At 61.0% G+C, this 26660-nt stretch carries 29 protein-coding genes and 1 pseudogene; 9 read left to right on the top strand and 21 right to left on the bottom strand.

What is annotated here, in order from left to right; genetic code table 11:
• Nucleotides 1-2: 2 nt before the first annotated feature.
• The 4 genes from ACTQ4R_RS05990 to ACTQ4R_RS05975 form a co-directional block, all read right to left on the bottom strand.
• Nucleotides 3-1451: a hypothetical protein gene (locus ACTQ4R_RS05990; RefSeq protein WP_441626791.1), complete on the bottom strand. Its 1449-nt coding sequence runs from the start codon at nucleotides 1449-1451 to the stop codon at nucleotides 3-5.
• 184 nt (nucleotides 1452-1635) lie between these two features.
• Entirely contained in the window at nucleotides 1636-4089 is a 2454-nt protein-coding gene (locus ACTQ4R_RS05985) for an ATP-dependent Clp protease ATP-binding subunit (protein WP_441626789.1), read from the bottom strand.
• Between the two features lie 33 nt (nucleotides 4090-4122).
• On the bottom strand, nucleotides 4123-4623 hold the full coding sequence (locus tag ACTQ4R_RS05980) for a UvrB/UvrC motif-containing protein (RefSeq protein WP_441626787.1): 501 nt from the start codon (nucleotides 4621-4623) through the stop codon (nucleotides 4123-4125).
• A gap of 64 nt (nucleotides 4624-4687) precedes the next feature.
• Nucleotides 4688-5125, bottom strand: coding sequence for a CtsR family transcriptional regulator (locus tag ACTQ4R_RS05975; RefSeq protein WP_441626785.1), 438 nt, complete (start codon nucleotides 5123-5125; stop codon nucleotides 4688-4690).
• Between the two features lie 273 nt (nucleotides 5126-5398).
• Here ACTQ4R_RS05975 and ACTQ4R_RS05970 point away from each other — a divergent pair, with 273 nt between their 5' ends.
• The 3 genes from ACTQ4R_RS05970 (at nucleotide 5399) to rsmI (ending at nucleotide 7229) form a co-directional block, all read left to right on the top strand.
• Nucleotides 5399-5572 carry a DUF362 domain-containing protein gene (locus ACTQ4R_RS05970; protein WP_441626783.1) on the top strand — a complete coding sequence of 58 codons (174 nt, stop codon included), beginning with the start codon at nucleotides 5399-5401 and terminating at the stop codon, nucleotides 5570-5572.
• A gap of 95 nt (nucleotides 5573-5667) precedes the next feature.
• On the top strand, nucleotides 5668-6402 hold the full coding sequence (locus ACTQ4R_RS05965; protein ID WP_441626781.1) for a tRNA1(Val) (adenine(37)-N6)-methyltransferase: 735 nt from the start codon (nucleotides 5668-5670) through the stop codon (nucleotides 6400-6402).
• Nucleotides 6399-7229 (top strand): 16S rRNA (cytidine(1402)-2'-O)-methyltransferase, encoded by an 831-nt coding sequence (gene rsmI, locus ACTQ4R_RS05960; protein ID WP_441626779.1) that lies wholly within the window; start codon nucleotides 6399-6401, stop codon nucleotides 7227-7229. Before ACTQ4R_RS05965 ends, rsmI begins: the two co-directional genes overlap by 4 nt.
• Nucleotides 7230-7301: 72 nt before the next feature.
• Here the strand turns inward: rsmI and ACTQ4R_RS05955 are convergent, their stop codons facing one another.
• Nucleotides 7302-7544 (bottom strand): AbrB/MazE/SpoVT family DNA-binding domain-containing protein, encoded by a 243-nt coding sequence (locus ACTQ4R_RS05955; protein WP_441626777.1) that lies wholly within the window; start codon nucleotides 7542-7544, stop codon nucleotides 7302-7304.
• Nucleotides 7545-7694: 150 nt separating this feature from the next.
• Here ACTQ4R_RS05955 and ACTQ4R_RS05950 point away from each other — a divergent pair, with 150 nt between their 5' ends.
• Both ACTQ4R_RS05950 and ACTQ4R_RS05945 read left to right on the top strand, forming a co-directional pair.
• Entirely contained in the window at nucleotides 7695-8273 is a 579-nt protein-coding gene (locus ACTQ4R_RS05950) for a spore maturation protein A (RefSeq protein WP_441626775.1), read from the top strand.
• The gene (locus ACTQ4R_RS05945) at nucleotides 8270-8791 is read left to right on the top strand and encodes a spore maturation protein (protein WP_441626773.1); all 522 of its coding nucleotides are present in this window, start codon (nucleotides 8270-8272) and stop codon (nucleotides 8789-8791) included. Before ACTQ4R_RS05950 ends, ACTQ4R_RS05945 begins: the two co-directional genes overlap by 4 nt.
• Before the next feature lie 43 nt (nucleotides 8792-8834).
• Here ACTQ4R_RS05945 and ACTQ4R_RS05940 read toward each other — a convergent pair whose 3' ends face one another.
• The 4 genes from ACTQ4R_RS05940 to ACTQ4R_RS05925 are packed head-to-tail and all read right to left on the bottom strand — an operon-like array spanning nucleotide 8835 to nucleotide 12205.
• Nucleotides 8835-9737: a GerMN domain-containing protein gene (locus ACTQ4R_RS05940; protein WP_441626858.1), complete on the bottom strand. Its 903-nt coding sequence runs from the start codon at nucleotides 9735-9737 to the stop codon at nucleotides 8835-8837.
• Between the two features lie 5 nt (nucleotides 9738-9742).
• Nucleotides 9743-11104 carry a sensor histidine kinase gene (locus tag ACTQ4R_RS05935; protein ID WP_441626771.1) on the bottom strand — a complete coding sequence of 454 codons (1362 nt, stop codon included), beginning with the start codon at nucleotides 11102-11104 and terminating at the stop codon, nucleotides 9743-9745.
• Nucleotides 11105-11153: 49 nt separating this feature from the next.
• Nucleotides 11154-11831 carry a response regulator transcription factor gene (locus tag ACTQ4R_RS05930; protein WP_441626769.1) on the bottom strand — a complete coding sequence of 226 codons (678 nt, stop codon included), beginning with the start codon at nucleotides 11829-11831 and terminating at the stop codon, nucleotides 11154-11156.
• On the bottom strand, nucleotides 11828-12205 hold the full coding sequence (locus ACTQ4R_RS05925; RefSeq protein ID WP_441626767.1) for a ComEA family DNA-binding protein: 378 nt from the start codon (nucleotides 12203-12205) through the stop codon (nucleotides 11828-11830). Before ACTQ4R_RS05925 ends, ACTQ4R_RS05930 begins: the two co-directional genes overlap by 4 nt.
• 114 nt (nucleotides 12206-12319) lie before the next feature.
• Here ACTQ4R_RS05925 and ACTQ4R_RS05920 point away from each other — a divergent pair, with 114 nt between their 5' ends.
• Nucleotides 12320-13696, top strand: coding sequence for a D-alanyl-D-alanine carboxypeptidase family protein (locus tag ACTQ4R_RS05920; protein WP_441626765.1), 1377 nt, complete (start codon nucleotides 12320-12322; stop codon nucleotides 13694-13696).
• A gap of 43 nt (nucleotides 13697-13739) precedes the next feature.
• Here ACTQ4R_RS05920 and ACTQ4R_RS05915 read toward each other — a convergent pair whose 3' ends face one another.
• The 5 genes from ACTQ4R_RS05915 to ACTQ4R_RS05895 form a co-directional block, all read right to left on the bottom strand.
• Nucleotides 13740-14252 (bottom strand): nitroreductase family protein, encoded by a 513-nt coding sequence (locus tag ACTQ4R_RS05915; RefSeq protein WP_441626763.1) that lies wholly within the window; start codon nucleotides 14250-14252, stop codon nucleotides 13740-13742.
• A gap of 70 nt (nucleotides 14253-14322) precedes the next feature.
• On the bottom strand, nucleotides 14323-14901 hold the full coding sequence (locus ACTQ4R_RS05910; protein WP_441626761.1) for a hypothetical protein: 579 nt from the start codon (nucleotides 14899-14901) through the stop codon (nucleotides 14323-14325).
• Between the two features lie 11 nt (nucleotides 14902-14912).
• Nucleotides 14913-15353 (bottom strand): cell wall hydrolase, encoded by a 441-nt coding sequence (locus ACTQ4R_RS05905; RefSeq protein ID WP_441626759.1) that lies wholly within the window; start codon nucleotides 15351-15353, stop codon nucleotides 14913-14915.
• A 130-nt stretch (nucleotides 15354-15483) separates the two neighbouring features.
• Nucleotides 15484-16635: a glycosyltransferase gene (locus ACTQ4R_RS05900; protein ID WP_441626757.1), complete on the bottom strand. Its 1152-nt coding sequence runs from the start codon at nucleotides 16633-16635 to the stop codon at nucleotides 15484-15486.
• Between the two features lie 135 nt (nucleotides 16636-16770).
• Complete coding sequence (locus tag ACTQ4R_RS05895) at nucleotides 16771-17031, bottom strand: TIGR03905 family TSCPD domain-containing protein (RefSeq protein ID WP_441626755.1); 261 nt, start codon at nucleotides 17029-17031, stop codon at nucleotides 16771-16773.
• 155 nt (nucleotides 17032-17186) lie between these two features.
• Between ACTQ4R_RS05895 and ACTQ4R_RS05890 the strand changes: the two genes are divergently transcribed.
• Nucleotides 17187-17507 (top strand): PadR family transcriptional regulator, encoded by a 321-nt coding sequence (locus ACTQ4R_RS05890; RefSeq protein WP_441626753.1) that lies wholly within the window; start codon nucleotides 17187-17189, stop codon nucleotides 17505-17507.
• On the top strand, nucleotides 17504-18892 hold the full coding sequence (locus ACTQ4R_RS05885; RefSeq protein ID WP_441626751.1) for a DUF2812 domain-containing protein: 1389 nt from the start codon (nucleotides 17504-17506) through the stop codon (nucleotides 18890-18892). Before ACTQ4R_RS05890 ends, ACTQ4R_RS05885 begins: the two co-directional genes overlap by 4 nt.
• 70 nt (nucleotides 18893-18962) lie before the next feature.
• On the opposite strand, the gene ACTQ4R_RS05880 is transcribed toward ACTQ4R_RS05885, so the two are convergent.
• Entirely contained in the window at nucleotides 18963-19268 is a 306-nt protein-coding gene (locus ACTQ4R_RS05880) for a putative quinol monooxygenase (protein WP_441626749.1), read from the bottom strand.
• A 65-nt stretch (nucleotides 19269-19333) separates the two neighbouring features.
• Nucleotides 19334-20110 (bottom strand): sugar phosphate isomerase/epimerase family protein, encoded by a 777-nt coding sequence (locus tag ACTQ4R_RS05875; RefSeq protein WP_441626747.1) that lies wholly within the window; start codon nucleotides 20108-20110, stop codon nucleotides 19334-19336.
• Nucleotides 20111-20278: 168 nt separating this feature from the next.
• Between ACTQ4R_RS05875 and ACTQ4R_RS05870 the strand changes: the two genes are divergently transcribed.
• Complete coding sequence (locus tag ACTQ4R_RS05870; protein WP_441626745.1) at nucleotides 20279-21307, top strand: LacI family DNA-binding transcriptional regulator; 1029 nt, start codon at nucleotides 20279-20281, stop codon at nucleotides 21305-21307.
• 60 nt (nucleotides 21308-21367) lie between these two features.
• Here ACTQ4R_RS05870 and ACTQ4R_RS05865 read toward each other — a convergent pair whose 3' ends face one another.
• From ACTQ4R_RS05865 to ilvD, 5 genes and pseudogenes are all read right to left on the bottom strand, one after another.
• Nucleotides 21368-21682 (bottom strand): hypothetical protein, encoded by a 315-nt coding sequence (locus ACTQ4R_RS05865; protein WP_441626743.1) that lies wholly within the window; start codon nucleotides 21680-21682, stop codon nucleotides 21368-21370.
• 73 nt (nucleotides 21683-21755) lie between these two features.
• Nucleotides 21756-23033 (bottom strand): annotated as a pseudogene (locus ACTQ4R_RS05860) (TRAP transporter large permease).
• On the bottom strand, nucleotides 23034-23528 hold the full coding sequence (locus tag ACTQ4R_RS05855) for a TRAP transporter small permease (RefSeq protein ID WP_441626741.1): 495 nt from the start codon (nucleotides 23526-23528) through the stop codon (nucleotides 23034-23036). It abuts the pseudogene before it with no gap.
• 179 nt (nucleotides 23529-23707) lie between these two features.
• Entirely contained in the window at nucleotides 23708-24748 is a 1041-nt protein-coding gene (gene dctP, locus ACTQ4R_RS05850) for a TRAP transporter substrate-binding protein DctP (RefSeq protein WP_441626739.1), read from the bottom strand.
• A gap of 244 nt (nucleotides 24749-24992) precedes the next feature.
• On the bottom strand, nucleotides 24993-26660 hold the full coding sequence (gene ilvD, locus ACTQ4R_RS05845) for a dihydroxy-acid dehydratase (protein ID WP_441626737.1): 1668 nt from the start codon (nucleotides 26658-26660) through the stop codon (nucleotides 24993-24995).

Genomic DNA, 26660 nt, shown 5'->3' with positions numbered 1-26660 from the left:
TCTCACACCTCTTTGAGTTCATAAGCCAGAATACGTGATCCGACCCCTAAAATACCGCTCGAAAGCAGTTCAATTTTTACTATATTCGCATACTCGTTTTGGCCTGATGCTGGGAATGGCGATTCTGCGGTGCCCATTTGCGCCGTCATACTTGCTGGATTATTTGAGAAACCGTATAAAAACTTTGCATTTTTATACCAAATATAAGGATAAAGATTACACTTAAAAATTACTTGTGTAAAAGTTGTTTCGGTATATACACCTTTAGATTCATAAGAAATTTGTTCACCATTGATCCAAACGGTACGCAACTTGTTTTCCGTATTAGAAGCCGATGGTGCCGCAATCGTGTAGATGATACATTTTTTTAGGTTCAAATCATTTCCGTCAATATCTTTTGTTACTCTAATTGCTGACGTTTCTTCTTCTGTGATAACATCCACGACCTTTTTCCATGTCCCACCGCCGCCTGCCGCTGTCCACAGTGCACCGGCCTCATCCACGCCGACCGCCTGGGTCATGGTGTCGGTCTTTGCGGCAGGCTGAACGCCGCCCAACGCAGCCGCACTGGCAACGGGGAGCGTATAGGTATCGCCCGGGTCGCCCTTCGGTCCCTGCTCGCCCTGGGGACCGGATGGTCCCTGTGGACCTTGTTCACCCTGGATGCCTTGCTCACCTTTCGGGCCGGCGGGTCCCTGGGGTCCTGTGTCTCCGGTATCTCCCTTGGGTCCCTGCTCACCGGTGTCTCCTTTCGGCCCCTGGGGGCCCGTTTCTCCCTGCGGTCCCTGGGGACCCGCTGGGCCTGCCTCTCCGGTGTCGCCGGTATCACCCTTGTGGCCCTGCGGTCCCTCCGGCCCTTGCTCTCCCTGGGGCCCCTGCGGGCCCACTTCGCCCTGCGGTCCTTGTGGGCCGGGGTCGCCCTTATCGCCCTTGTCGCCTTTGGGGCCCTGAGGACCCACGGACACATCCGGCAGGGAAAGCTGGCTCTCCACATACTCGTCCCTGTCCGCGTCCCACACCAGCCAGCAGCCGTTGCTGCCGGGCACAGGCGGGTGCCGGTACAGCTCCAGAATGCGGGCCTCCGTCTGGGCAAACTCCGTGGGCACCTCCGGCCAGGTGCCAAGGCCTGTCAGGCTCTCCGGAATATAGACGCTGATGATGTTGGTGTGCCGCTTCTCGGTCCCGTCGGCTGCCAAAACGCCCCGCAGCTGCAGATAGTACTCTCCCGGCACCGAGAGGTTGTCCGCCGTCAGCAGGGTGCCAACGCCTTTTTCCGTAGGCTCCAGCAGGACCGTATCAGCGTGGGGCCCGCACTGTACCAGAAGCTGCCAGACATATCCCCCCGGCAGGTCTCCCTCCACGTCAATGCGTCGGGACAGGTGGTCATACTGTCGGGCAGTCGCGGCATCCTGCGGGGACTGCCAAATCTTCCAATTTTCAAAGTGTATCACCGAAACACCTCCTCCACCATCGCCCTCCCGGCGGGCGTCCTGCCGCACGCGGCTGTGCGGCAGGACGCCAAAAAGCTCAAATTTTTGCTGTTTTTTCAAAAATTCTTCTGTTTTTATGTGAAAATCCGGATTTTACAAAGAAAATGTCCGCTTTTCGGTCAATGCCGAAAAGCGGACATTTTGGTTATTTGGTGACGCAGAGCTTGTCGTCCTCCACCGTTAGGCGGGCGGTGTCGCCGGAGCGGAAGGTGCCGTCCAGCATCTTCTCCGCCACAGCGTCCTCCACCTTGCTCTGGATGGCGCGGCGCAGGGGACGAGCGCCGTACTTGGGGTCAAAGCCCTCCTTGGCCAGCTCCGCCACTGCCTCATCGCTGGCGTCCAGATGGATGCCCATGGTCTCCATCCGGGCGGAAACGGTGTCCAGCATCCGGCGGGCCACTTCCTGGATGTCCTCCTGGGTCAAGGAGCGGAAGACGATAATGTCATCGATACGGTTCAAGAACTCGGGACGGAAGGTCTGGCGCAGTTCCGCCATGACCGTGTCCTTGGCCCGCTGGAACGCGGCCTCCGCGCCGGGGTCCGCGGCGTGCTCCTCGGAGGAGAAGCCCAGCTTGGCGCCCGCGGCAGTCAAGGCCTTGGCGCCGATGTTGCTGGTCATGACGATGACGGTGTTTTTGAAGTCCACGGTGCGGCCCTGGGAATCCGTAATACGGCCGTCGTCCAAAATCTGCAGCAGCACGTTCCAAACGTCCTCGTGGGCCTTTTCGATCTCGTCGAACAGCACCACGGAGTAGGGCTTGCGGCGAACCTTTTCCGTCAGCTGGCCGCCCTCGTCGTGGCCAACATAGCCGGGAGGAGAACCGATGAGGCGGGACACCGTATGCCGCTCCATGTATTCGGACATATCAATGCGGATCATGGCGTTCTCATCGCCGAACATGGCCTCCGCCAGGGACTTGCACAGCTCCGTCTTGCCCACGCCGGTGGGGCCCAGGAACAGGAAGGAGCCGATGGGGCGCTTGGGGTCCTTCAGTCCCACACGGCCGCGGCGGATTGCCCGGGCCACGGCCTTCACGGCCTCGTCCTGGCCCACCACACGCTTGTGGAGGGTATCCTCCATATGCAGCAGCCGCTCTCCCTCGTCCTCCGTCAAACGGGTGACGGGGATGCCGGTCCAGCCGGACACCACGGCGGCGATGTCCTCCTCGGTGACAGGCCGGTGCTGGGCGTTGTTTTTCTTTCGCTTATCCCGCTCCTGCTCCACCTGCTCCCGGTAATCCTTTTCGATGTCCCGCAGCTGGGCGGCCTTTTCGTAATCCTGGGCGGCGATGGCGGCTTCCTTGTCCTTGACCAGGGCGTTGATCTTCTCCTCCAGGCTCTTCAGCTCGGGAGACAGCTCCTCGGTCTCCATGCGGACGCGGCTGGCGGCCTCATCCATTAGGTCGATGGCCTTGTCCGGCAGGAAGCGGTCGTTGATATACCGGGCGGAGAGACTGACGGCAGCCTCCAGGGCCTCATCGGTGATGTGCAGCTTGTGGTGCTGCTCATATTTCTCCCGCAGGCCCTTCAATATCTCCAGAGACGCCTCCTGGCTGGGCTCGCCCACCTGCACCGGCTGGAACCGGCGCTCCAGGGCGGCGTCCTTTTCGATATACTTGCGGTACTCGTTGAGGGTGGTGGCGCCGATGACCTGGATCTCGCCCCGGCCCAGGGCCGGCTTGATGATGTTGGCCGCGTCCACGGCGCCCTCGGCGGAGCCGGCGCCCACGATGGTGTGCAGCTCATCGATGAAGAGGATCACGTTGCCGGACTTCTGGACCTCCTCCAGCACCTTCTTGATGCGCTCTTCAAACTCGCCCCGGTACTTGGTTCCGGCCACCATGCCGGAAAGATCCAGGGACAACAGGCGCTTGTCCAGCAGGTCATCGGGCACATCGCCCATGACGATCTTCCGGGCCAGTCCCTCGGCGATGGCGGTCTTGCCCACGCCGGGCTCACCGATGAGGCAGGGGTTGTTCTTGGTGCGGCGGGAGAGGATCTGGATGACCCGCTGGATCTCGCTGTCCCGCCCGATGACCGGGTCCAGCTTGCCGGAGCGGGCATCCGCCGTCAAATCCCGGGTAAACTCCTTCAAGGTCTTGTTTTTACCGCCGTCATCCTTGGCGGCGGCCTTTGCTCCCTCGGCGCCGCGGCCGCGGGGGCTGTCACTGAGCTTCTGCATGAGGGCGGTGTACAGGTGCTTGGCGTCCACACCGGCGGTCCGCAGGATTCGGACCGCCATGTTGTTGCCCTCCCGCAGGATGCCGGCCAGCAGGTGCTCGGTGCCCACGTAGTTGTAGCCGCCCCGGATGGAATCCTCCATGGCGATCTCCACCACGTGCTTGGCCCGGGGCGTCAGCCCCTGGGCGGGATTGCTGCCGGGCAGGCCGACGCCCACGCTGGTCTTGATGATCTCCACGATCATATCGTCCGTGAGGCCCGCCTCCGTCAGCACGGTGTGGGCAACGCCCTCACCCTCCCGGATCAAGCCCAGCAGCAGGTGCTCGGTGCCCACGTAGCCGTGGCCCAGCTCCCCCGCCGCTTCCTGGGAAAGCCGCAGAGCCTCTTCGGCTCCGGGCGTAAATTTATTTTCATTCATAGTGCTTACCTCCCTTTTGGGAATATCCTGTGGTTACTTGCTCTCCTTGTGTTCCGCTTCCAGCTGGTGGATCTGGTCCCGCAGCTGGGCGGCCCGCTCAAAGTTCTCTTGATGGACAGCCTTCTTCATTTCCAGCTTTAAAGCGTTCACCTGGCGCATATAGGCGAAGCGGCTCTGCTCCTCCTTGCCCACCAGGTCATTCTGCTGCTTCTGCTGCTCCTCCTGCTGCTGGACCGGCGCCGCACTGAGGGCGGGCATCTCGGCGAAGAAGTCGTCGAAGGGGTCCTCCAGCAGCCAGCCGCTCCGGCCCATCAGACTGGGCATGGGAGAGAAGAAATCGTCGAAAAAGCCGTTGCCCAGCAGGCTTCCGCCGAAGAAATTCTGCATCATGGAGCGGTTGTGGGCCGCGATTTTCTGGGTGTAGCCCAGCTGCTCGGCGCATTCGCTGCAAAGGTGCTTTTCCGTGACCTTGCCGTTGATGTTGCTCTGGTAAATAAAGGTGACTTCATTCTTGCCACAATTCTCGCATTTCATAATCGATTCCTCCTATATCGCATCTATCTATTATTCATTGCCTGATTTGATGCCGGTCATGCGCTTACACCTGTAAGATCAAGACCTGCTTCATAATATCCGCCCGCACCCGGTCCCGGGATTCCCGGGGCACAGCGGAAAGCGCCTTGTCGCCCACGGCGGCCAGCAGGCTCCGCGCCACAGTCTCCTCCAGCGCCTCGGTGTGGACCAGATTGCTGAGGATGGCTCTGGCGGAGGGCAGGTCCACCTGGTCGCCCAGGGAATTGATGACATGCATCATCAGTGTCTGCCGGTCCACCTGGACCCGGGTGATGCGGATGTATCCGTTGCCGCCCCGGCGGCTTTCCACGATGTAGCCCCGCTCCGGGGAGAACCGGGTGCTCATGACGTAATTGATCTGACTGGGTACACAGTTGAAGCGCTGGGCCAGATCATTGCGCTGGACCTCCAGCACACCGTTTTCCGCTTCGTCCAGGCTCTCTTGAAGAAAGCTGGCGATCAAATCCGAAATCCCCACGCACGTACCATTCCTTTCTGTTGAAAGCCTATTTCATTTTGACTTTGACTTTCTTTAACCTTTTGTTCTGATGCTAGTATACCACCGTCCGGTCAATTGTCAAGAGGTCATTTTTGACTTTCTTTGACCTTTTTGAAAACAAATTATGAACGGCAATTCTTCTTTGCAAAATCAAAGACAAATTTTTAACGGGATATGCTTGCTTTTTCAGAATTGTATGGTAAAATGAAAATCACAAATCTTATGGAGGTGCTTCCCATGGCTTACAAGATTACTTCTGCCTGCGTCAGCTGCGGTTCCTGCGCGGATGTCTGCCCCGCTGGTGCCATCAGCCAGGGCGACGATCAGTATGTGATCGACGCTGCCGCCTGCCTGGACTGCGGTTCTTGCAGCGACACCTGCCCCAACGGTGCCATCGTCCCCGAGGACTAATCTAAAAGGGATACATAAAAGCCCCGCAAGCTTAAGCTTGCGGGGCTTTTTGTTTTCCGCTATAATGCACCTTAGCAGGAGAGGAGGCTGGCACCATGGAACACTGGGAACGCTTAAAACCCGGCGGATACTGCTTTGTCTATGACGACGAGCTGTTCCCTCCCGGAACGGACACGTTTGCCCTCTCCTCCCTGCCCAAGCTGCGGCCGGGGCTGCGGACCGTGGACCTAGGCTGCGGCACGGGACTTTTAGGGCTGCTGCTGATGCAGCGGCAGCCGGGGCTGCGCGTTACCGGCGTGGACATCCAGCCCCAGGCCATCCGTCTGGCGGAGCGGGCAGCGGAGGAAAACGGCCTCGGGGGCCAAATGACCTTTTACGCCGCCGACCTGCGGGAGGTCAAAACCCTGTTTCCCACCGGCAGCTTTGACCTGGCGGTGTGCAACCCGCCCTATTACCCGCCCCGGAGCGGCGCCCTGGCCCCATCGGATACCCGCCGCACCGCCCGGGCGGAGGTGGCCTGCACGCTGGAGGATGTGTGCCATGCGGCGGCCTATCTGCTCCGCTGGGGCGGCAGGCTGTGCCTGGTCCACAAGCCGGAGCGGCTGACGGACCTGCTGGAGGCCATGCGCTCCGGCGCCATGGAGCCCAAGCGGCTGCGCTTCGTTCAAGTGCGGGCGGACCGAGCTCCCTCCCTGGTGCTGGCGGAGGGGTGCCGGGGCGGAAAGCCGGGCCTCACCGTGGAAGCGCCCTTGATTTTGCAGTATCCCGACGGCTCCCCCACGGCGGAGCTGGACGCCATCTATTTCAGACAACAGGAGGACTTGCCATGAGCGGCACCTTGTATCTAGTGGCCACCCCCATCGGCAACCTGGGGGATTTTTCGCCCCGGGCTGTGGAGACCATGGAGGCAGTGGATTTCATCGCGGCGGAGGACACCCGGGTATCCGTGAAGCTTTTAAACCACTTCGGCATCAAAAAGCCCCTGGTCAGCTACCATGAACACAACCACGTCTCCGCCGGGCAGAGCATCCTTGCACGGCTGCAGGCGGGTGAATCCTGCGCCCTGGTGACGGACGCCGGCACCCCCGCCATCTCCGACCCCGGCGAGGACCTGGTGCGCCTATGCGGAGAAAACGGCGTGGAGGTCATCGCCATTCCCGGCTGCTGCGCGGCGGTGAACGCCCTGGCGGTCAGCGGCCTGCCCACGGGGCGCTTCACCTTTGAAGGCTTTCTCACCGTCAACAAAAAGAGCCGCAAGGCCCATCTGGACAGCCTGCAAAATGAAGAACGGACCATGATCTTCCACGAGGCGCCCCACAAGCTCCGCACCACGCTGGAGGACCTGTGCGCCGCCTTCGGCCCGGAGCGGCGGATCGCCCTGTGCCGGGAGCTGACAAAACTTCACGAGGAGACCCGGCGCTGCACGCTAGGGGAAGCCGTGGCCTATTATCAGGACCGCGACCCCAAGGGCGAATACGTGCTGGTGGTGGCCGGCGCGGAGAAGCAGGAGGATGCCGCTGTCACCTTGACGGACGGCGTGGCCCAGGTGCGGGCCTTGGTGGAAGGCGGCATGCGTCTGAAGGACGCCGCCAAGGAGGTCGCCGCCCACACCGGCCTCTCCAAAAACGAGCTGTACGCCGCCGCCCTGGAAAAGTGAGGCATCAAAAACATAAAACCGCTCCGGCTGATCAGACCGGGGCGGTTTTTCCATGTTCAGCAAGCGCGGCGCTTACAGAGCTTTCAGTTCCTTCAGACATTTTGGGCAGACGTTCTTGCCTTTGAATACGGTGATGTCCTTGGTTCCGTCGCAAAAAATACAGCTGGGTCTGTATTTTTTCAGAATGACGGACGAACCCTCCACATAGATTTCCAGTGCGTCTTTTTCCGCGATGTCCAGGGTGCGGCGCATTTCAATGGGGAGCACGATTCGACCCAATTCGTCGACTTTTCGCACAATTCCAGTCGCTTTCACAGTATTACTCCTTTCCTGCCGATATTTCTCTCGTTTTGGCCTACTGACAATATCACAACCTGTCATTAAATGTCAATTTAAACTTTCAAAAATTCAAACTTCATTCACAATTTTGCGCATTTTTGATAAAAGGAGGAAATGCTTATGGCCATGTCGCGGATATGGGGCGGGATGGTCCTCCTCTCCCTGCTGTTCGGCGCGGCTACCGGCCGCATGGACGCGGTGTCGGAGGCCGCCCTCTCCGGTGCCCAGAGTGCGGTGGAGCTGAGCCTGTCCATGGCCGGCGTGCTGTGCCTGTGGTCCGGCGTAATGGAGATCATGAACGTCTGCGGCCTCTCCGGAAGTCTTGCCCGGGCCTTCCGCCCCCTGCTGCGTCGGCTGCTGCCGGAGGCCAGCCAGGACAGCGAGACCCTGGCGGCGGTGTCCGCCAATGTGTCGGCCAACCTGCTGGGCCTGGGCAACGCCGCCACGCCCCTGGGCATCCGGGCGGCCCGCAGGATGGCCCGGGGCTGCGGCGGCGTCGCCAGCGACGAGCTGTGCCGGCTGGTGGTGCTGAACACCGCCTCCATCCAGCTGCTGCCCGCCACCATCGCCTCCGTCCGTGCCGCCGCCGGCTGCCGGACGCCCTTTGACATTCTGCCAGCGGTGTGGTTTTCCTCCGTTCTCTCCGTGGCGGCGGGGCTGACGGCGGCCTGGCTGCTGGCCCTGGCGGGAAGGAGGCGGTCATGAATCTCAGCTCCCTGGTGGTCCCCATACTGCTGGCGGCGGTGGCGGCCTTTGGCCTTGGCCGGCGGGTGGACATCTACGGCGCCTTGACCCACGGTGCCGAAGAGGGACTGACGGTGCTGCTGCGCATCGTTCCCGCCCTGGTGGGCCTTTTGACCGCCGTGAGCATGTTCCGGGCCTCCGGCGCCATGGAGTGGCTCTCCGGCCTGCTGGCGCCGGTGCTGGGCTGGCTGGGCATCCCGTCAGAGACGGCGCCCCTCCTGCTCATCCGCCCCATCTCCGGCAGCGGCGCCCTGGCGGTGGCCACGGACCTGATGCGCACCCACGGGCCGGACAGCTACATCGGCCGGGTGGCCGCTGTCATGCTGGGCAGCACGGAGACCACCTTCTACACCATCGCCGTCTATTTCGGCTCCGCCGGCATCCACCGCACCCGCCACGCGGTGCCGGCGGCTCTGGCCGCGGACTTGACGGGCTTTGCCGCCTCCGCCCTGGCGGTGCGCCTGTTTTTCCGCCCATAGAAAAGCACCGCGGGCAAAACGTCCGCGGTGCCTTCGCAGCGTTTCAGTTTTCCGGAAGATAGGGCTCCGCCACGGGGACCGCCCCATAGGACCGGGTAAACTCACCGTCCACCAGGAACTGCACCTCGTCCACGCTCTCCAGGGAGCATAGGGACTGTACCAGTGCCCGGACAGCTGTCAGCAGCGCCTGCTCGTCCGTCAGCTCCGGCAGTACGGCCGAGCTGAGGTTCACATAACACGCGTCCTCCTCCAGCCAGGCGGATTTCACCCGGAAGGCCTCCGGGAACACGGGCCGCAGGCCCTTTTCCTCCGGTCCCTCCTCCAGGGCCTTGATGACCGCGCCTGCCTGGGTATCACCCTCATAGAGCTTCAGCTCCATGTCCGTGGGGACCAGCCGCCCCTCCTCATTCTGGAAGTACAGCGTGACCGCCACCGTGCCCACCACATCCTCCGTGGTGGTGAAAAGCACATCCCGGGGACGAAGCCGCTGGGTGCCCCGGTAATCCAGCTCCTGTCCCCGGACTGTGACCCGCACCTCGGATATTCCCGGCAGCTGGGTCAGCGTCAGCGTGATAGCGTAATCCGCCAAGGTCAGCGACACGCCGGACAGCGCTCCGTAGGCCGCGGTCAAGTCCACCACGGCCCGTCCGCCCTCCAGCGTCAAGGTATTCAAGACCGTTCCCGTGGGAAAGGGACTTTTCAGCGATTCGTCCAGCGGGCCCTTCAAAAGCTCTGTCAGCAGCTCTTCCGCCATCCGGGCGGTATCCTCCCGGGAAATATCGGCAGGCAGGTAGATCTGCTCCGCCCGAAGGGCGTCGCCGCCGGCTGCGGCCGTGAGGTCCTTTTCCCGGAAATAGAGGTCGTAGCTCTCGGCCTCCTGCCTTCCCGCCACCGCCGCGTAGGTGCAGCCGGTGAGCACCGCCAGCAGGGCACACAGGGCAAGCATCCGTTTCACGATGGCTCCCCTCCCTTCCAGGGCCAGCGGGCGGTGAACACCGCGCCGCCGCCCGGGCGGTTGGCCGCGTCCACGGCTCCGCCCCGCTTTTCCACAGTGTCTCTCACGATGGACAGTCCCAGGCCGGTGCCGCCGGCGCTCCGGGAACGGGCCTTGTCCACCCGGTAAAATCGCTCAAACACCCGGTCGATGTCCGTCTCCGGGATGCCGGGTCCGTTATCCGCCACTTCCAGCACCACCCATTCCCCCTCTTTGCGGAGGGAGACCTGGACCGCGCCGCCGGCGCCGGAGTATTTCACGGCATTGTCCGTCAAATTGTAGATGACTTGATGGATCTCATCCCGGGTGGCCATCACGGTGCACGCGCCGGCAGCCTCGTAGGTCAAATCCACCCGCCGTTCCTGGGCCACCAGGCTCATCATCCGCATGACCTGCTCCAAAACCGGCAGCACATCCACCCGCGCCGGCGGGTCCAGCACACCGCTGTCCAGCCGGGTCAGCCGCAGCAGGTCCTCGGTGATGCGGCTGAGGCGCTCCGCCTCCTGGCCGATGTCCGCCACGAACTCCCGGGTGGTGGCGGCGTCGATGTCCTCTGTCTGCAAAATGGAATCCGTCAGCAGCCGGATGGCGGCCAGGGGCGTTTTCAGCTCGTGGGAGGCGTCGGACACAAAGCGCCGCCGGGCATTCTCCGTCTTCTGCAGCCGGTCCGTGAGGCTGTTGAACTCCTGTCCGATCTGGGCGATCTCGTCCCGCCCCGGGATCTCCGCCCGGTGGCTGTAAGCGCCCTCCCGCACCTGGCGGATGGCGGTGAGCAGCCGTCCGATCTTCCGGGTCAGCGCCCGGGACAGCACCATGCTCAGCACCAGCACCATCACGGCGATGACGGCGGACAGCCGCAGCAGGTTTTCCTGCAGGCCCTTCAGCAGGGCCGCCTGCTCCGTGTCATACTCATAGGCGTACACGGCGCCGATGATCTGGTTTTGATACAGCACCGGCGAAGAGGCGCGGCTGCGGAAGGCGCCGCCCTGGTAATTGCAGATGAAGGCGTCGTTGCCCATCAAGGCCTGGACGATCTCCGTGTAAAGGGCATATTCCCCCACGGCGTTTCCGGTCTCCCGGGTGTCATAGAGGACCTTTCCGGCGCCATCCGTCACCAGGATGCGGGAAAGGCCCGTCTCCTCCACCACCGCCATGGCCGCGGAGACATTCTCCTCGTTCAGCTTGTCCAGGCCCGAGAGGGAGTACACCATAACGGACACGCTGGACTGGAGGGTGGTGGCCTTGGAGCGGAACACCAGGTCCTCCGACACCAGCAGGGGATATGTGTTCAGCAGCATCAGCACCGCCGCGATGACCAAAATGTAGCTGAGGCCGAATTTTACCTGCAGACTGCTCCAAAAGGAGCTCTTATCCCTTGAAATAGTACCCCACTCCCCACTTGGTCATGATGTGGTCCGGCTCCGCCGGGTTTTTCTCCAGCTTTTCCCGCAGGCGGCGGATGTGCACATCCACGGTCCGGTAATCTCCGGCGTAGGAATAGCCCCACACCACGTTCATCAGGTTTTCCCGGCTGTATACCCGCCGGGGGTTGCGCATCAAAAGCTCGATGAGGTCATACTCCTTGGCGGTGAGCTCCACGGTCTGGCCGTCCCGGATGGCCACCCGTTCCTCTGTGTTGAGGCTCAGATCTCCCGCCGCCAAAATGGCGCCCCGGTTCCGCTGCACGCCGGCGGCCCGCCGCAGCAGGGCCCGGACCCGGGCCTTCAGCTCCAGGATGTTGAAGGGCTTCGTGAGGTAATCATCCGCCCCGCACTCAAAGCCCATGAGCTTGTCGGCATCCTCGCTTTTGGCGGTGAGCATGATGATGGGCACATTGGAAAACTCCCGGATGCGCATGCAGGCCTCCAGCCCGTCCACCTCCGGCATCATCACGTCCAGGATGATGAGGTCGAACTGGCCGTTCCGGGCCAGCTCCACGGCGGCGGCACCGTCATAGGCGCACTCCACCTCGTAGCCCTCGTTCTCCAGATTGAATTTCATGCCCTTCACCAGCAGTTTTTCGTCGTCTACGACCAGGATCTTCATTTCGCTTCCTCTCTCTCCACAAAGACACGGCCCTCCAGGCCGGCCAGCTTCTTCTCTCCGATTCCGCTGACCTCCAGCAGCTCCTCCACGGTCCCGAAGGCCCCGTTGGCCTCCCGGTACGCCACGATCCGCGCCGCCAGCTCCGTGCCGATGCCCGGCAGGCCGGCCAGTTCCTCCGTCGTGGCGGTGTTTAGGTCCAGGGGCACAAGGTCCGGCACCAGCTCCTCCTGGGAGGCGGAATGCTCCGTCCGGATGCGCACCGGCTCTGTCCGGCGGGCGTCATAGAGGCTCAGCCCTGCCAGCAGGCACAAAAACACCGCCGTCAGACCCAACAGGCATTTTTCCGTTTTGGTGGCTTTTCCCGCCGCTCTCACTGTTGAACTCCCCTGTTTTTTTTGGTATAATGATTGTAATTGTCGAACCGTGTCACACGGCACGCTTCTTGGAAACAGCTAATCACAGTATATCATAGATTGCGGGAGTTGCACATGAAAGCAAAGCGTTTTTTATCTGTTTTTTTATTGTTCACGCTGCTGGTGAGCTTGACGGCCACCTCCTTTGCCGCCGCTGAGGAGCCGGTGCTGCCGGAGGACCCGGATATTCAGGCCAAGGCGGCACTGCTGGTGGACGCCAATACCGGCTCCATCGTCTATGCCAAAAATGAGCATCAAGAGCTGTATCCCGCCAGTCTCACCAAGATCATGACGGCGCTGCTGGTCATGGAGGCTGTGGACAGCGGCCGGCTGTCCCTGGACCAGGAGATCACCGCCTCCTCCACCATCGAGTCCCTGGACACCGCCGGCAGCACCGCCGGCATCAAAACCGGCGAGATCATGACGGTGGAGCAGCTGCTCTACTGCATGCTGGTGGTGTCCGCCAACGAGGCCTGCGTCATTCTGGCGGAGGCCGTGGCCGGCTCCGTGGACGCCTTTGCGGAGCAGATGAACGCCAAGGCCCAGGCTCTGGGCTGTGAAAACACCCATTTCGTCAACCCCACCGGTCTCCACGACAGCCAGCACTACACCTCCGCCTGGGACCTGTACCTCATCACCCGGGAGGCCTTGACCCATCCGGACTTCGTCCGCATCAGCGACACCGGGGACATCACCCTGCCCGCCACCAACCTCCACGAAGCCCGTTCCCTCCACTCCACCAACTACCTCATCTCCGTGTGGCGGTCCCGGGGCTATGTCAACAAGGATGCCCATGGCATCAAAACCGGCTCCACCTCCGAGGCGGGCCACTGTCTGGTGTCCTCCGCCGCCAAGGGCAGCCTCAGCTTCATCAGCGTGGTGTTGGGCTGTGACCGTCTGACTTTGGAGGACGGCGAGATCCGCACCATGAGCTTTTACGAGACCAACCGCCTGTTCAACTGGGGCTTTGACAACTTCTCCTATAAGAGCATCCTCTCCGCCAACGAATACCCCAAGGAGGTAGCGGTGTCCCTGTCCAAGATTGACCATGTCACTGTCCACCCCGCCCGGGACGTGGAGGTGCTGATGCCCAACGGCCTGGCGCCGGAGGACCTGGAGCGGACCATCACCCTGCGCTCCGACCCAGTGGAGGCTCCCATTGCCGCCGGGGACAAGCTGGGCACCATCCAGCTTTCCTATAAGGGAACGGTCTACGCCTCGGAGGACCTGCTGGCCCTCAACGACGTGGAGGCCTCCAAGCTGCTGACCTTCTGGCGGGATGTGAAGCTGTTTTTCGCCAAGCCCGCTGTCAGGATCGCCGGCATCGTGCTGGCGGTGTTGGTGGTGCTGGTGCTGCTGTGGAAGCTCATCTTCGGCCGCCGCCGCTACCGCTACGGCCGCAGCGTTCGGTCCAGTTCCCGCCAAAGCTACCGGGGCCGCCGCAGAAGATAAATCAAAAGGAGACTGCCAAGGCAGTCTCCTTTTTTCACACCCTTTACAGGTATTTCACCAACTCCTCCAGGGGCTTTCGGTCCGCGTGCAGGCGGGAGGGATGGGCGCCCTCCGCCGGATAGCCCAGGGGCAGCATGGCAATGGGGCACAGTCCCGCCATCTCCGGGAAGGCGGCCAGGAGCTTTTCCGGCTCGAACATGCCCACGTACGTGGTGCCAAGGCCCAGGTCGGCGGCTGCCAGCATCATCTGGGTGGCGGCGATGGCGGCGTCGATCTCGCCGTGGTTCTTGCCGTCGGTCTCCCGCTTCCAGGCGGCCTCTGGATCGTAGGCCACCACCAGGATCACCGGGGGATGGAAATGGGCTGCGGTGCAGGCGTCGGCCTTTTCCAGGGCCTCGGGGCTCCGGAGGACGAAAATACGCTGGGGCTGCAGGTTGTGGGCGGTGGGAGCGTTGCGTCCGGCCTCCAGAACGGCGGCCAGTTTTTCCGCCTCCACAGGACGGTCACTGAACTTGCGAAGGGAGTAGCGCTCCGCGGAAAGCTTTGCAAAATCCATGGAAGATTCTCCTTTTTCTCTTTTGATACTGGGATTTTAGCACACTCTCCCCCGCTCCGCAATCCCTTTGTCAGCGGCGGGGCATCCCGCTGCCCATGCTGTCGCTCATGCCGTTGCTCTGCCAGCCGTCCTCCCGCAGCAGCTCCGCGCAGCGGCGGCGGCGCTGGATGTCGTAAAACTCGATAAATTTCAAGGAGTAGTAGTCGCTGACGATATAACGATCCCTGCTCTCCTGGTAAATGGTGAGATAGTCATTGCCCACGTCGAAGAGAATGCCCTCCCAGGAGATGGTATTCTGGGTGCCCACCAGGAAGGTAGCTACTACATAGCTTCCCTCATAGCGGGACAGCAGGGCTTTCCAGGAGCCCATATAGGCCTCCCGGGTGGAGGTGGGAGCGGTGATGACCTCCACCGGCAGGTCGTTGCTCATATCCGCCAGCTCCGGCGGTACGGTCCGGGAGCCGTCCATCCCCACAGGCCCGGCGGCGCCCATGGGGCCGGACATGCCGCCCTGCCCCGCCGGCGTCTGGCGGATGTGCTCCATGGGCATCCGGCTGATCTCACCGGACCAGTCCCCGGCGCTTCTCTGCCGGGCCTGCTCCGTCATCTGCGGCATAGCCGCCCCATAAGTATTCGGTAAACGCTGCATGATAACACCTCTCAAGTTTGATAATACGCGTCGGTGGGATTGTAAAAGCAATGGTCACCGATGCGGGTCTGCCAGTATCCCACGTCCGAGGGGAACCGGGACCGGCACTTTGGCCCGAAGGGATTGTAGAACCACAGCGACTCCGCCACATCCGGCAGACGGTTTCCGGCGATTGCCCAGTCGGCGATGTCATAGTGGATCTGCTCGGGCCGCATGTTATAAATATTCTGCGGGTTGTAGACCCCGCCCTCCGTTTCGCTGGCACAGACGAACTGATAGGGCTGGAATATGATGTTGCGGATGCTGCCCTGCCCCACCCGGGCGTATTCGCCGCCCCTGGCGTGGACGCGGTTCATGACCACACCGGCCACCGCCTTCATCCCATTTTCACCCTCTCCGCCCGCCTCACATTGGATGAGCCGCGCCAGCAGCTCCCGGTCGGAATATGCCATGGTGCATCTCCTCACTTCCTTTGCTGAGCCAGTGTATGCAAAAAAACAGCCGCCCGTGCGGGCGGCAACTGCGAGAGGCTTGCAGTATAAAAACGGCGGCCGCCCATACAGGCGGCCGCCAGGATCATATTCACTTGCGGAGGCTCTCTTTGGCCGCTTTCTGCTCCTCGATGGCCATGCGGAACATCTCCTCGGTCTTTTTGATGGATTCCTCCAGGGCGTACTGCTTGGCATGCTCGGCATACCGCAGCTCCATCTCTTTCCGCTCCTTCGGATGCTCGATCCACCAGTCGATGCGCCGGGCCAGAGCATCGCTGTCCCCCGCCGGGAACAGGCTCCGCTCGTCCAGGGCGAACTGGGGCGTGGCGGACCGGGGCGAATCGGCGATGACAGGCACCAGGCCGCAGGCAAAGGCCTCCATGCAGCTCATGGCCTCGATCTCCGCGTCGGAGGTGTGGACGTACAGGTCCGCCATGTGCAGGATCTCCAGCAGCCGCTCCGGCTCGTAAAAGCTCATGACGATGGGGTTGGGCAGCTTTTCCGCCAGCTTCCGGTACTTTTTCTCCAGGGGTCCCTTGCCCGCCAGGATCACCTGGATGCGGTTTGCGTGGCGGGACTTGGCGCAGGCGTCGATGAGCACGTCCTGCCGCTTTTCACCGGCGTAGCGGCCCACCATCAGCACGTTGAAAAAGCCCTCCATCCAGTCCTCCTTGGGCCGCTTGCCGTAAACGTACTGGGGGCTGATGCCGTTGGAGATCACGTGGAGCTGGGCGGTATAGCCATGCTGGCGGAGCTGGTTTGCGATCATGTTGCTGGGGCAGTGAATGTGGGTGAAGCGGTTGAAGAAGGTGTCCCGGAATTTGTCGTACACAAAGTCATTCACCCGCCGGCTGTTGCCCATGTGCAGGGTGAAGGTGATATTCTCCGGCTGGCAGTGGAAGGCCGCCGTGTGGGGAATGCCCAGCTTCTCCACATGCCGCAGGCCCGTGATGGCCAGGGGCGAGGGCATCATGAAATGCACCACGTCCGCCCAGGCCGCCGCCTTTTCAAACACATGCTTGTTGGGGATGGCCAGGCGCATGCCCTGGCTGGTGATGAGATGCTCCACCACCGGCGGAAACTTCATCTGCCGGACCGCGTACTTGTAATCCGTGTTTTTGCCGATGGCAATGACCCGCACCTCGTTGCCATGCTCCTTCAAGGCCATGGCAAAGCGGCGGGCGCTGATGGTGGTGCCGTTATTGGCATCATCGAATTGATCGATGACCAGAACGATCTTCATATATGTGTTCCTCCTAAGTGGGGGATTTCAGCAGTACACTTTAATATACCATCTTTCCCATGCATTGTCCACCAACACTTTGTAAACTTTGTGAACATAAAAAGAGACCCGCCCGAGGCAGGTCTCTTCTTTTGTTTACCGGCCGCTGTCCGCCAGGATCTTCTCCAGGCCCCGGGCCAGCTGGTCCGGGCAGGAGGTGGGCTTCATGCCGCAGTGGATGCCCTTGAGGCGGGTGACAGCCTCCTGGGCGGGCATGCCCTTCACCAGGGCGCCGATGCCCTGCAGGTTGCCGCTGCAGCCGCCCACGACCTCCAGGTTCTCAATGACACCCTGGTCGTTCACATCCACGTGCATTTCCCGGGCGCAGACACCCTGGGGGCGGAAAGAATACATCATATCTCTGTTTCTCCTCTTTTTCTTTGATTTATGGGTACAGGATAGCACGCTCTGCGCCAAAAGGCAAGGGTTTCTCCCACGGCTCTTGACAACATCGATATTCGATATTATACTGAACGCAGAAATAACGATATTCGATATTAGGGGGCGGCTCCATGGCCCGGGAAAAATTCCAAACTCTGACGGAGCAGATGTTTTATATTCTCCTGTGCCTGCGGCAGGAGCAGTGCGGCGCGGACATCATGGACCAGGTATCGGAGCTGACCCGTGGCCGGGTGGCAGTGGGGCCCGGGACCCTATACAACCTGCTGGAACACTTTGTGCAGGCGGGCTACATCGCGGAGACAAAGGTGGAGGGCCGCAGGCGCAGCTACCTGATCACCCAGGCGGGTCAGAAGGCCCTGGAGGAGGAATACCGCCGTCTGCGGACCCTGGCGGCGGATTATGAGACACTGACGGGAGGTGCCGGCACATGAAGGATACGAAACGCCGCTTTGAAGCCTTCTCCTTTTTTGACCACACGGGCATCCAAGCCCACCTGGAGGAAATGGCCGCCAAGGGCTGGATGGTGGAACAGCCGGGGCCCTATCTCTGGCGCTACCGCCGCATAGAGCCGCAAAGGCTCCATTTCGCCGTCACCTACTTTCCCGCCGCCTCGGAATTTGACCCAGGCCCCACGGAGGGGCAGCAGACCTACCAGGACTACTGTGAATCCGCCGGATGGCACCTGTCGGCCCGTTGGGGGCAGATGCAGATCTTCTGCACAGCGGAGGAGGACCCGGTGCCGCTGGAGACCGACGCTTTGACACAGGTGGACACCGTTCACCGGACCATGAAGCGCTCCTCCCTGCCGGGGATGGCCGTTGTCGCAGCCCTGGCCCTTTTCCAGGTGTGCTTCCAGCTGCGGCTGTTTTGGGAGGACCCGGTGGACTTCCTCTCCACCCCCTCCTCCCTGTACGCCCTGCCCGCCTGGCTGGTGTTTCTGGGAGTGGAGCTGTATGAGTTCCTCTTTTACTTCCGCTGGTACAAGAGAGCCCGGGCCCTGGCGGAGGCCACCGGGGAATTTCTGCCCATCCGCACCCACCGGCGGCTCAGCTTGCTGTTGCTGGCTGTGGCGTTTCTCTTTTTCTTATCCGCCGCGCTGGAGCACACCCGGTCCACGCTGTTTGCCATGCTGTTCTGGCTGGCGGCCTTTGTCCTCATCCTGCTGCTGATCAACGCCGCCAAATCCGCCCTCAAGGGCCTGCAGGCCCCCCGGACCGTCACCCGGGCGGTGACCGTCATCATGAGCGTGGTGCTGGCGGCGGCGCTGACGGGCGGGATGACAGCCCTCATCTTCCGGGGTATCCGCTCCGGCTGGCTGGAGGACCGCAGGCCGGCGGAGACCTACGAATACAGAGGCATGGCCTGGAAGGTCTATGCCGATGACATTCCTTTGCGGATCGAGGACCTAACGGACACGGACTATACCCGCTGGTCCACGGAGGCCCGGATCTCCGAGACCGTGCTGGCAGCCTTCCGGGAATATACCCAGCGGCCCCGGATGGACGCCCTGGGCGAGCCGGACCTGGCATACGACATTGTGGAGGTCAAGGTGCCGTTTTTATACGGCATTTGCAAAAAAAGCATGCTGGAGCGGTACTGGTTCAATGACCCTGCGGAATACCGCAGCGCCTACCGGCCCACGGACGCCGCCCCTTGGGGAGCGGCGGAAGCCTACCAGCTGTACCACTTCCAGGACGAACCCTCTGCCCGCTATCTTCTCTGCTGGCCAGACCGTATCGTGGAGATTCGCTTCGACGAAACGCCCACGGCGGAGCAAATGGCCCTGGCGGGAGAGATTTTGAAAACCGCGGATTGACCCAACAAGCAAAAGCCGCCCATTCCCCGGCCGTTAGGTGCCAGGGAATAGGCGGCTTTTCACTTTCTTCTCAGCCCTTGTAGCGGCAGTAGCGGACGGCTTTCGTCTCCAGCACGTAGTCGGGCTTGATGGTGCCCATCTTCTTGACGTTGTCTGTAAATGCGTGGGCGTCCGCGGCGTCCTCATTCTCCCACTGCTCGATCAGGACCAGCGTGTCCTCCTCATCCAGAGGCAGGTAGAAGGAGTAGCCGTGGTTGCCGGGCTCCTGGCGGACACCCGCCGCCACGCCGGACTCCGTGACCGCCCGGTAGAAGGCTTCCGCCTTGCCGGGCAGGGTCTTATAAGTAACGATGACAGTCAGTGCAACAGATTCCATATGATACGCTCCTTTCAAAATTACCGCTTTCTTATACGCATATCCGCATTTGCATGCGGCCTCCCTCAGCCGATGTCCCGGATGGCCAGCAGGGTCTGCTGTGCCCGTTCCTCGTCATAGGGCAGGTCCGTTTCAATGGAAACGGAGCCGTCGTACCCCGCGGCCTTCAGCCGCCGCAGCCGCTCCCGGTGCCGCTCATAATACGCGGGCTTCAGCTCGTCGCGGCGGTAGGGGGTGCCGTCATAATCGGAGATGTGGGTGTGCAGCACGCTGGGCACCAGCGTCAAAAGCTCCCGCTCATCCTCACCGCTGAGCTCCATGTTGAGAAAATCCAGAATGAGGCCGACCTTGTGGGGCTGCAGCGCCCTGGCAATGGCCTCCCCCTCGTCATAGTCGTTGACACAGTTGCAAAAGCAGGGGGCCAGGGGCTCCAGGGCCACCTTCACGCCCACGGGGTCAAAACACTCCGCCGTGTCCATTAAAAACTCCCGCAGCTGCGCCTTGGCCTTTTTGCGGTCGTATCCCTCCGGCAGCGTGCGGGACGCGGGAGAGCCGATGCCCACCTGCCGGATGCCCAGCCGCCCCGCCCGTGCTGCCAGACGGGCGGCGTAAGCCCGGGTGTTGGCCCGGTCGTATCCGGGGCCTGCGATGACTACCTCCGCCGGACAGTAGGCGTTAAACCCCAGGCACGGAAGCTCCAGCTCGTCCAGCTCCCGGCACACCTGGTCAAACGCCTCGTCCGACATGGCGGCCACAGCCTTGCCCCGCAGCTCTGTAAACGCATAGCCGCTCCGTTTCACCGCCGCGAACTCACCCGGCTGTGCGCAGTGTCCAAATTTCATTTGCAGTCTCCTTTCCGGGCCACGCATTTACCAGTGTTTGGCACAAAAATGGCCACAGATATTTGCATTATTTTACAAATATGGTATAATACTCAAAATATCAGCTCTTTCTTACATGCCCAGGCGATCTCATACACGGCAAATCATACTGCAACTGTAGGAGTGCTTATGGAGAAGAGAACGACCATCAAGGATGTCGCAAGAACCGCCGGTGTTTCCATTGCGACGGTTTCCCGTGTTTTGAACAACAGCGTCTCCGTAACGGAGGAAATGAAGCAGCGCGTCATGAATACGGTCCATCAGCTGGATTACATCCCGAATTCCGCCGCCATCAGCTTGAAAACAAACCGCACATACACCGTCGGATTTTTGATTTCCGACATCTCCAGTGAATTTCTGATCTCTGTGGCCCATGCCGTGCAGTCTGTTTTGGCAAGCCATCATTACAGCATGCTGCTTTGCAGCACGGAAAACGACCCGGACCGGGAGCGGGAGTACCTAAAAATGCTGCTGAGCAACAATGTCGATGGCATCATCATCAACGCCACCGGCAAAAATCCGGCGTACATCCAGGAGATCTCCCAAAAGTGCCCCATCGTTTTGTGCAACCGCAAGGTGGACGATGAGCGCTTCATCGGCGATCTGGTGGATACGAACAACTTCCTGGGCAGCTACCAGCTGACCAACCATCTTCTGCAGCTGGGTCACCGGCAGATCGCCGCCATCTGCGGCCCCACGTATTACCTCAGCAACGCCAAGGAGCGCTTTGAGGGCTTTGCCGCCGCCATGCGGGAAGCCGGCATCGACATCCAGCAGAACTATCCCTACATTTTTAAGGGCGAATTCTGCCATCAGTCCGGCGTGGACGCGCTGAATTACTTCATGTCCCTGCCCCAGATGCCCACGGCCATCGTCTCCCACAACGTCACCATGTCCATGGGGTTTTTGGCAAAGGCGTATGAGCGGAAGCTCCGTATCCCCGAGGACGTGTCCTTCGCCTCTTACGACGATATTCCCAATGCTGAGCTGATGCGGGTCCGCCCCACCGCGGTGGTGTTTGACGTAAAGGAGATGGGCTTCCAGATCGGCCGGGCGATTTTGAACCGCATCGACCATCCAACCCTTCCAAACCACGCCTACATCTTCGACCCCACCATGGTCCAGGGCAACTCTCTGGCGCCGGTGACCGCGCCTTGATTTTCAAAAGCACAAACGTTTCTGATCATGCGGGACCGCCCAAGCGGTCCCGCATGTCTTTTACACCACAGGGTTTACGATCCAAATGCACAGCAATATCGCCCAGGCAACGGCAATAGCGATGTCCCGTCGGGCCCACAAAAGCAGATATTCCTTCCAGCCGCTTTGACGGACGCGGCAGACAGCGCCCACAAGGACCATGCCCAAAATCCCCGCGGTCGCCCCCATCTGGTGAATCAGCTGGTTCTCCGCGTAATAGGCGGTGACAAGAAACGCGGCTCCCATCAGTCCCAGCAGCATATAAACCGTTTTGGCGGCCTTGCCCATAGCAGGCTTTGCCGCCTTTTGATAAAAGAAATCGACCAGTTTTGACAAAGTGAAACACCTCAGTAATCGCAACAGGAGGAGAAATACAGGTTCCCTGCACTTCTCCTCCCTGATGTGTGGATCAGCTGATCAAGCACAAAGTGACCTGAGGGACCATGGTGATAACGATCAAGGTGATCACCAGAGGGATATAGAACACAGCGGTTCCCCGCAGCTGCTCTTCAAAGCTCAGGCCGGCAACGCGGGCCGTGGCATACAGGCACATGCCCACAGGAGGAGTCAGCAGGCCGACCATCAGATTGAACACCATGATGAGGCCGAAGTGGACCTCGTTGACGCCGAAGGAAACTGCCGCGGGCACCAGGATGGGCGCCAGGATCAAAATGGCGGCGTTAGATTCCATAAAGCAGCCCACGAACAGCAAAAACAGGTTGATCATCAGCAGGAACACGTATTTATTGCTGCTGACGCTCAAGAAAAATTCCAGGGCCATTTTGGGGATCATGAATTTGGTCAGCATGTAGCCGTACAGCGTGGACGCCGCCACCACCAGCATGATGGCGGAGGCCTCCCGGCAGACCTCCTTGAAGATCCGGATCAAGTCCTTGAAGCCCACTTCCCGGTAGATCAGGCACACCAGGATCATGGCGTACAGTGACGCCACCGCAGAGGCCTCCGTCGCCGTGAACACACCGGAGAGGATGCCGCCGATGAGGATAACAGGCGTCATCAGCGACAGGATGGAGGATTTGAACAGCGACCAAAGCTCCCGCAGACTGGGGAAGCCCCGGCGGGGTTAGTGGCGTCTAAGGGAGATGATGGCCACCATGATGCCCAGTGCGATGGCGCAGACAACGCCGGGAACGATGCCGCCCACCAGCAGGTCGGAAATGGACACGCTGGCGGCACAGCCGAACATGATCAGGGGAATGGAAGGTGGGATGATAGGTCCGATGGTGGAAGACGCCGCCGTGATGCCGGCTGCGAACTCCGTATCAAAGCCCTCATCCTCCATGGCCTTGATCTCAATGGTGCCAAGGCCCGCGGCGTCCGCCACTGCGGAGCCGCTCATGCCCGCGAACACCACGGACGCCAGGATATTCACCTGGCCCAGGCCGCCGGGGATCCAGCCCACCAGGGCATTGCAGGCATTGAAGATGCGCTTGGTGATACTGCCGACGTTCATCATCTTGCCCGCCAGCAGGAAGAAGGGGATCGCCAGCAGAGTGAAGCTGTTGACGCCGGCGGCCATCTTTTGCGCCATAGTGCCCATCTGCACCGGGCCGAAGCTTCCGGAATAGATCATGCCCACGACGGAGGTGGCGATCAGCGCGTAAGGCACGGCAACGCCCATGAGGAACAAAATCAAAAGCAGGCCCACAAAAATCGCAATGATCATTTACCGCTCGCCTCCCACTTGATATTCCGCTTCCTCCTGCGCAAAGGCCTCTTTGAAATGGATCGCCCGCTGGATGATGTACAAAATGCCCAGCACGCAGCCGATCACCACAGGAATATATTGATAGCTCATCAAAAGCCAGGTCACGGAGGCAAAGGTCATCGTGCTGGCGGACTGGAAATAGCGCACCGCGCCGTAGGTAGTAAAGGCCAGAAGGACCACATATGCCGCGGACATCAGCCAGTAGAGTACAGCGCGAATCGCCAGGGGGATCTTGTCAAAGAAGAAGGTCACTTTCAGCTGCTCATTTTTGGATTCCAGAATGGGCAGCGTCAAAAATACCATCCATATGTAGCCCATCCGCGCGAATTCCTCCGTAAAGGGCGCGGAAATATGCAGGATGAACCGGAAGGTGACCTGCAGAAGGCAGCAAATGAGCATAAACAGCAGGATGACCGCTGTTACATTCTCAAGAATTTTCTCAATTTTTTTCATATCAGGCTCCTAAGTATCAGCAAGGCTTTGGGTGCAGCAAAGGATGGGAAAACACGGATTGGGTCTGGGGAAAATATGAGAATAAGGGGATGGAGTAACTGCTATCACATGGCGCAACAGCAGTTACTCCATTGATGTTTCAGCTAGTCAAAGCGCGTACCAAATGCGTTTTGGAAGGATCAGCCCAGATAGTTGGCGATATAATCCTGCGCTTCCTTGGAATAGCCGGCCATGACGGTGTTGATGCCCTCCTGGGCGGCGGCGGACCAAGCGTCCTTGTCCACGTCGACCACGGTCACAGAGCCGTCAGCCAGGACCTCGTCCCAGTAGCCCTGGGCCAGGTTCTCCAGCTCGGCGTCGCCCCAGGCGTTGGCCTCGTCAAAGGCTCTCTGCAGGATCTCCTGGTCGGCAGGATCCATGCTGTCAAAGGTATCGGCGTTGATGCACCAGTGATGCAGGCCATACAGGTGCTCGGTGTTCATGATGTACTTGTTGACCTCGAAGATCTTGTTGGTGAAGATGTTATCGATGGGGTTCTCCTGGGCATCCACAACGCCGGTCTGCAGGGCGCTGTAAGTCTCAGACCAAGCGACAACGGTGCACAGGGCGCCCAGGCTGTTCCAGACGGTGACCCAGTCGGTGATCTCGGGGACGCGGACCTTGACGCCGTTCAAATCGGCAGGGGTCTTGATCTCCTTGCTGGCGGTCAGCAGGCGGGGCGTGCGCTCCTGCAGGCCGATGAGGTAGCAGTTGGCGGTCTCCTTGGCGGCGTCCTTGATGGCGGCGCCCAGAACGGGATCATCATAGACGGCCTTAACGTCGTCGACGTCCTTGAAGATGAAGGGGATGACGGTGGGGTCGATGCCGGTGGCGATCTGGCTGCCGAAGTTATCGCCGAAGTGGCCGATGTCGATCTCGCCGGTCTTGATCTGCTGGATGTTTTCCAGCTCGCTGCCCAGAGTAGCGTCCTGATGATAGTTGATCTTGATGCGGCCGTCGGAATACTTGTCGGCCAGCTCCACGATCTTCTCACCCACCAGGCCGATCACGCAGCCGGTAGCATCGGAGGAAGCCATAGTAAGTTCATAGGTACGGCCTTCTGCAGGCGTCTCCGCGGGGGTCTCTGCCGGGGTTTCGGAGGTGCTTTTGTCCTTGCCGCCGCAGGCAGCCATGGTAAACACCATCGTCAGCGCGAGAATCAGGGACATTACTTTTTTCATTGTTCATCCTCCTCGGTTTTTTATTAACCAACAAACGTTCATAAAATTGAATGAAATCGTTGTCAAACAAAATGAAAACGTTTCCTGGTTCATTTGACTAAATTATAGCGCACAACGTTTTGATATTCAAGTAAAATTTCACAAATTCAAAAAGCATTGTGCCAGCGAAACAAAAAATGTCGTTTTTATTATGCTGTTGACAAAATTTCCGTTAAACATCCGTTAATTTTACACAGGCGGACTGTTACAGATTCTCGTCGTCCAAAATGGCGCCGCGGTTGGCGGAGGTGACCATGGCGCGGTAGCGCTTGAGGTAGCCGGACACCTGCTTGGGGGGCTGGGGAACGGTCTCGGCCTTCCGGGCCGCGATCTCCTCCTCGCTCACCAGCAGGTCGATCTTATGGCCGGGGATGTCGATGGCGATCATGTCGCCGTCTCGCACGTAGGCCATGAGGCCGCCGGCCGCCGCCTCCGGGGACACGTGACCGATGGACGCGCCGCGGCTGACGCCGGAGAACCGGCCGTCCGTCACCAGCGCGCAGGTGGAGTCCAGGCCCATGCCCGCCAGGGTCGCCGTGGGGCTCAGCATCTCCCGCATGCCGGGGCCGCCCTTGGGACCCTCGTACCGGACCACCACCACGTCGCCCGCCACCACCTTGCCGGCGTACAGGCCCTCGCAGCAGGCCTCCTCGCTGTCAAAGCACTTGGCGGGGCCCGTGTGCACCAGCATCTCCGGCAGCACCGCGCCCTTCTTCACCACCGCGCCGTCCGGCGCCAGGTTGCCGTACAGCACCGCCAGGCCGCCGGTCTGGGAGTAGGCGTGCTCCCGGTCCCGGATGACGTTCTCGTCCATGATCTCCGCCTTGGCGATGCGGTCCGCCCAGGTGCCGTCCACGGTCCGGGCGGAGGGGTCGATGAGGCCCATGCTGTCCAGCCGCTTCATTACGGCGCTGAGGCCGCCGGCGTTGTTCAGGTCCACCAGGCAGTGGACGCCGGCCGGGTTCAGCTTCACCAGGTGGGGCACCGCGTCGGAAACGGCGTTGACGCCCCGCAGGTCGAACTCCAGCCCCGCCTCGTGGGCGATGGCCGGCAGGTGCAGCATGGTGTTGGTGGAGCAGCCCAGGGCCATGTCCGCCGCCAGGCCGTTCTTGATGGACTTCTCCGTCACGATGTCACGGGGGCAGATGTTCTTTTCCACCAGGTCCATGATCTTCATGCCCGCGTGCTTGGCCAGCAAAATGCGCTGGCTCTCCACGGCAGGGATGGTGCCGTTGCCCGGCAATCCCAGGCCCAGCAGCTCCGTCATACAGTTCATGGAGTTGGCGGTGAACATGCCGGCGCAGGAGCCGCAGCCGGGGCAGGAGTGCTCCACGATGTCCTGGGCCTCCGCCTCCGTCATCTTGCCGGCCCGGACGGCGCCGGGAGCCTCGAAGGCGTCCGTCAGCGCCACCTGCTTGCCATTGGCATGGCCGGGCATCATGGGTCCGCCAGAGCAGAAGATGGCGGGGATGTTCACCCGCAGGGCCGCCATGATCATGCCGGGCACGATCTTGTCGCAGTTGGGGATGAACACCAGGCCGTCAAAGGGATGGGCGTTGGCCATGATCTCCACGGAGTCCGCGATATGCTCCCGGGAGGGCAGGGAGAAGAACATGCCCTCGTGGTTCATGGCGATGCCGTCGCACACGCCGATAGCCGGGAACTCGATGGGGGTGCCGCCGGCCATGCGGATGCCGGCCTTCACCGCCTCCGCGATCTTGTCCAGGTGCATGTGGCCGGGGATGATCTCGTTCTTGGCGCTGACCACGCCGATGATGGGCCGGTCCAGTTCCTCCTGCGTCAGGCCCAGGGCCCGGAACAGCGCCCGGTGGGCGATGCGGTCGATGCCGCTTTTCATCAAATCGCTGCGCAT

Source organism: Dysosmobacter sp. Sow4_B12, from assembly GCF_052116665.1.
Classification (GTDB): Bacteria; Bacillota; Clostridia; order Oscillospirales; family Oscillospiraceae; genus Oscillibacter.
This window is presented reverse-complemented; position numbering and strand designations above follow the sequence as displayed.

Coding starts and splice junctions, on each gene's coding strand:
- ilvD (WP_441626737.1), bottom strand. CDS start 26,660: ATGCGCAGCGATTTGATGAAAAGCGGCATCGACCGCATCGCCCACCGG.
- ACTQ4R_RS05950 (WP_441626775.1), top strand. CDS start 7,695: ATGTCGCGGATATGGGGCGGGATGGTCCTCCTCTCCCTGCTGTTCGGC.
- ACTQ4R_RS05980 (WP_441626787.1), bottom strand. CDS start 4,623: ATGAAATGCGAGAATTGTGGCAAGAATGAAGTCACCTTTATTTACCAG.
- ACTQ4R_RS05855 (WP_441626741.1), bottom strand. CDS start 23,528: ATGAAAAAAATTGAGAAAATTCTTGAGAATGTAACAGCGGTCATCCTG.
- ACTQ4R_RS05875 (WP_441626747.1), bottom strand. CDS start 20,110: ATGAAATTTGGACACTGCGCACAGCCGGGTGAGTTCGCGGCGGTGAAA.
- ACTQ4R_RS05915 (WP_441626763.1), bottom strand. CDS start 14,252: ATGGATTTTGCAAAGCTTTCCGCGGAGCGCTACTCCCTTCGCAAGTTC.
- ACTQ4R_RS05885 (WP_441626751.1), top strand. CDS start 17,504: ATGAAGGATACGAAACGCCGCTTTGAAGCCTTCTCCTTTTTTGACCAC.
- ACTQ4R_RS05870 (WP_441626745.1), top strand. CDS start 20,279: ATGGAGAAGAGAACGACCATCAAGGATGTCGCAAGAACCGCCGGTGTT.
- ACTQ4R_RS05900 (WP_441626757.1), bottom strand. CDS start 16,635: ATGAAGATCGTTCTGGTCATCGATCAATTCGATGATGCCAATAACGGC.
- ACTQ4R_RS05965 (WP_441626781.1), top strand. CDS start 5,668: ATGGAACACTGGGAACGCTTAAAACCCGGCGGATACTGCTTTGTCTAT.
- ACTQ4R_RS05920 (WP_441626765.1), top strand. CDS start 12,320: ATGAAAGCAAAGCGTTTTTTATCTGTTTTTTTATTGTTCACGCTGCTG.
- ACTQ4R_RS05905 (WP_441626759.1), bottom strand. CDS start 15,353: ATGGCATATTCCGACCGGGAGCTGCTGGCGCGGCTCATCCAATGTGAG.
- ACTQ4R_RS05880 (WP_441626749.1), bottom strand. CDS start 19,268: ATGGAATCTGTTGCACTGACTGTCATCGTTACTTATAAGACCCTGCCC.
- ACTQ4R_RS05890 (WP_441626753.1), top strand. CDS start 17,187: ATGGCCCGGGAAAAATTCCAAACTCTGACGGAGCAGATGTTTTATATT.
- ACTQ4R_RS05940 (WP_441626858.1), bottom strand. CDS start 9,737: ATGCTTGCCCTGTGTGCCCTGCTGGCGGTGCTCACCGGCTGCACCTAC.
- ACTQ4R_RS05930 (WP_441626769.1), bottom strand. CDS start 11,831: ATGAAGATCCTGGTCGTAGACGACGAAAAACTGCTGGTGAAGGGCATG.
- rsmI (WP_441626779.1), top strand. CDS start 6,399: ATGAGCGGCACCTTGTATCTAGTGGCCACCCCCATCGGCAACCTGGGG.
- ACTQ4R_RS05970 (WP_441626783.1), top strand. CDS start 5,399: ATGGCTTACAAGATTACTTCTGCCTGCGTCAGCTGCGGTTCCTGCGCG.
- ACTQ4R_RS05985 (WP_441626789.1), bottom strand. CDS start 4,089: ATGAATGAAAATAAATTTACGCCCGGAGCCGAAGAGGCTCTGCGGCTT.
- dctP (WP_441626739.1), bottom strand. CDS start 24,748: ATGAAAAAAGTAATGTCCCTGATTCTCGCGCTGACGATGGTGTTTACC.
- ACTQ4R_RS05895 (WP_441626755.1), bottom strand. CDS start 17,031: ATGATGTATTCTTTCCGCCCCCAGGGTGTCTGCGCCCGGGAAATGCAC.
- ACTQ4R_RS05945 (WP_441626773.1), top strand. CDS start 8,270: ATGAATCTCAGCTCCCTGGTGGTCCCCATACTGCTGGCGGCGGTGGCG.
- ACTQ4R_RS05910 (WP_441626761.1), bottom strand. CDS start 14,901: ATGCAGCGTTTACCGAATACTTATGGGGCGGCTATGCCGCAGATGACG.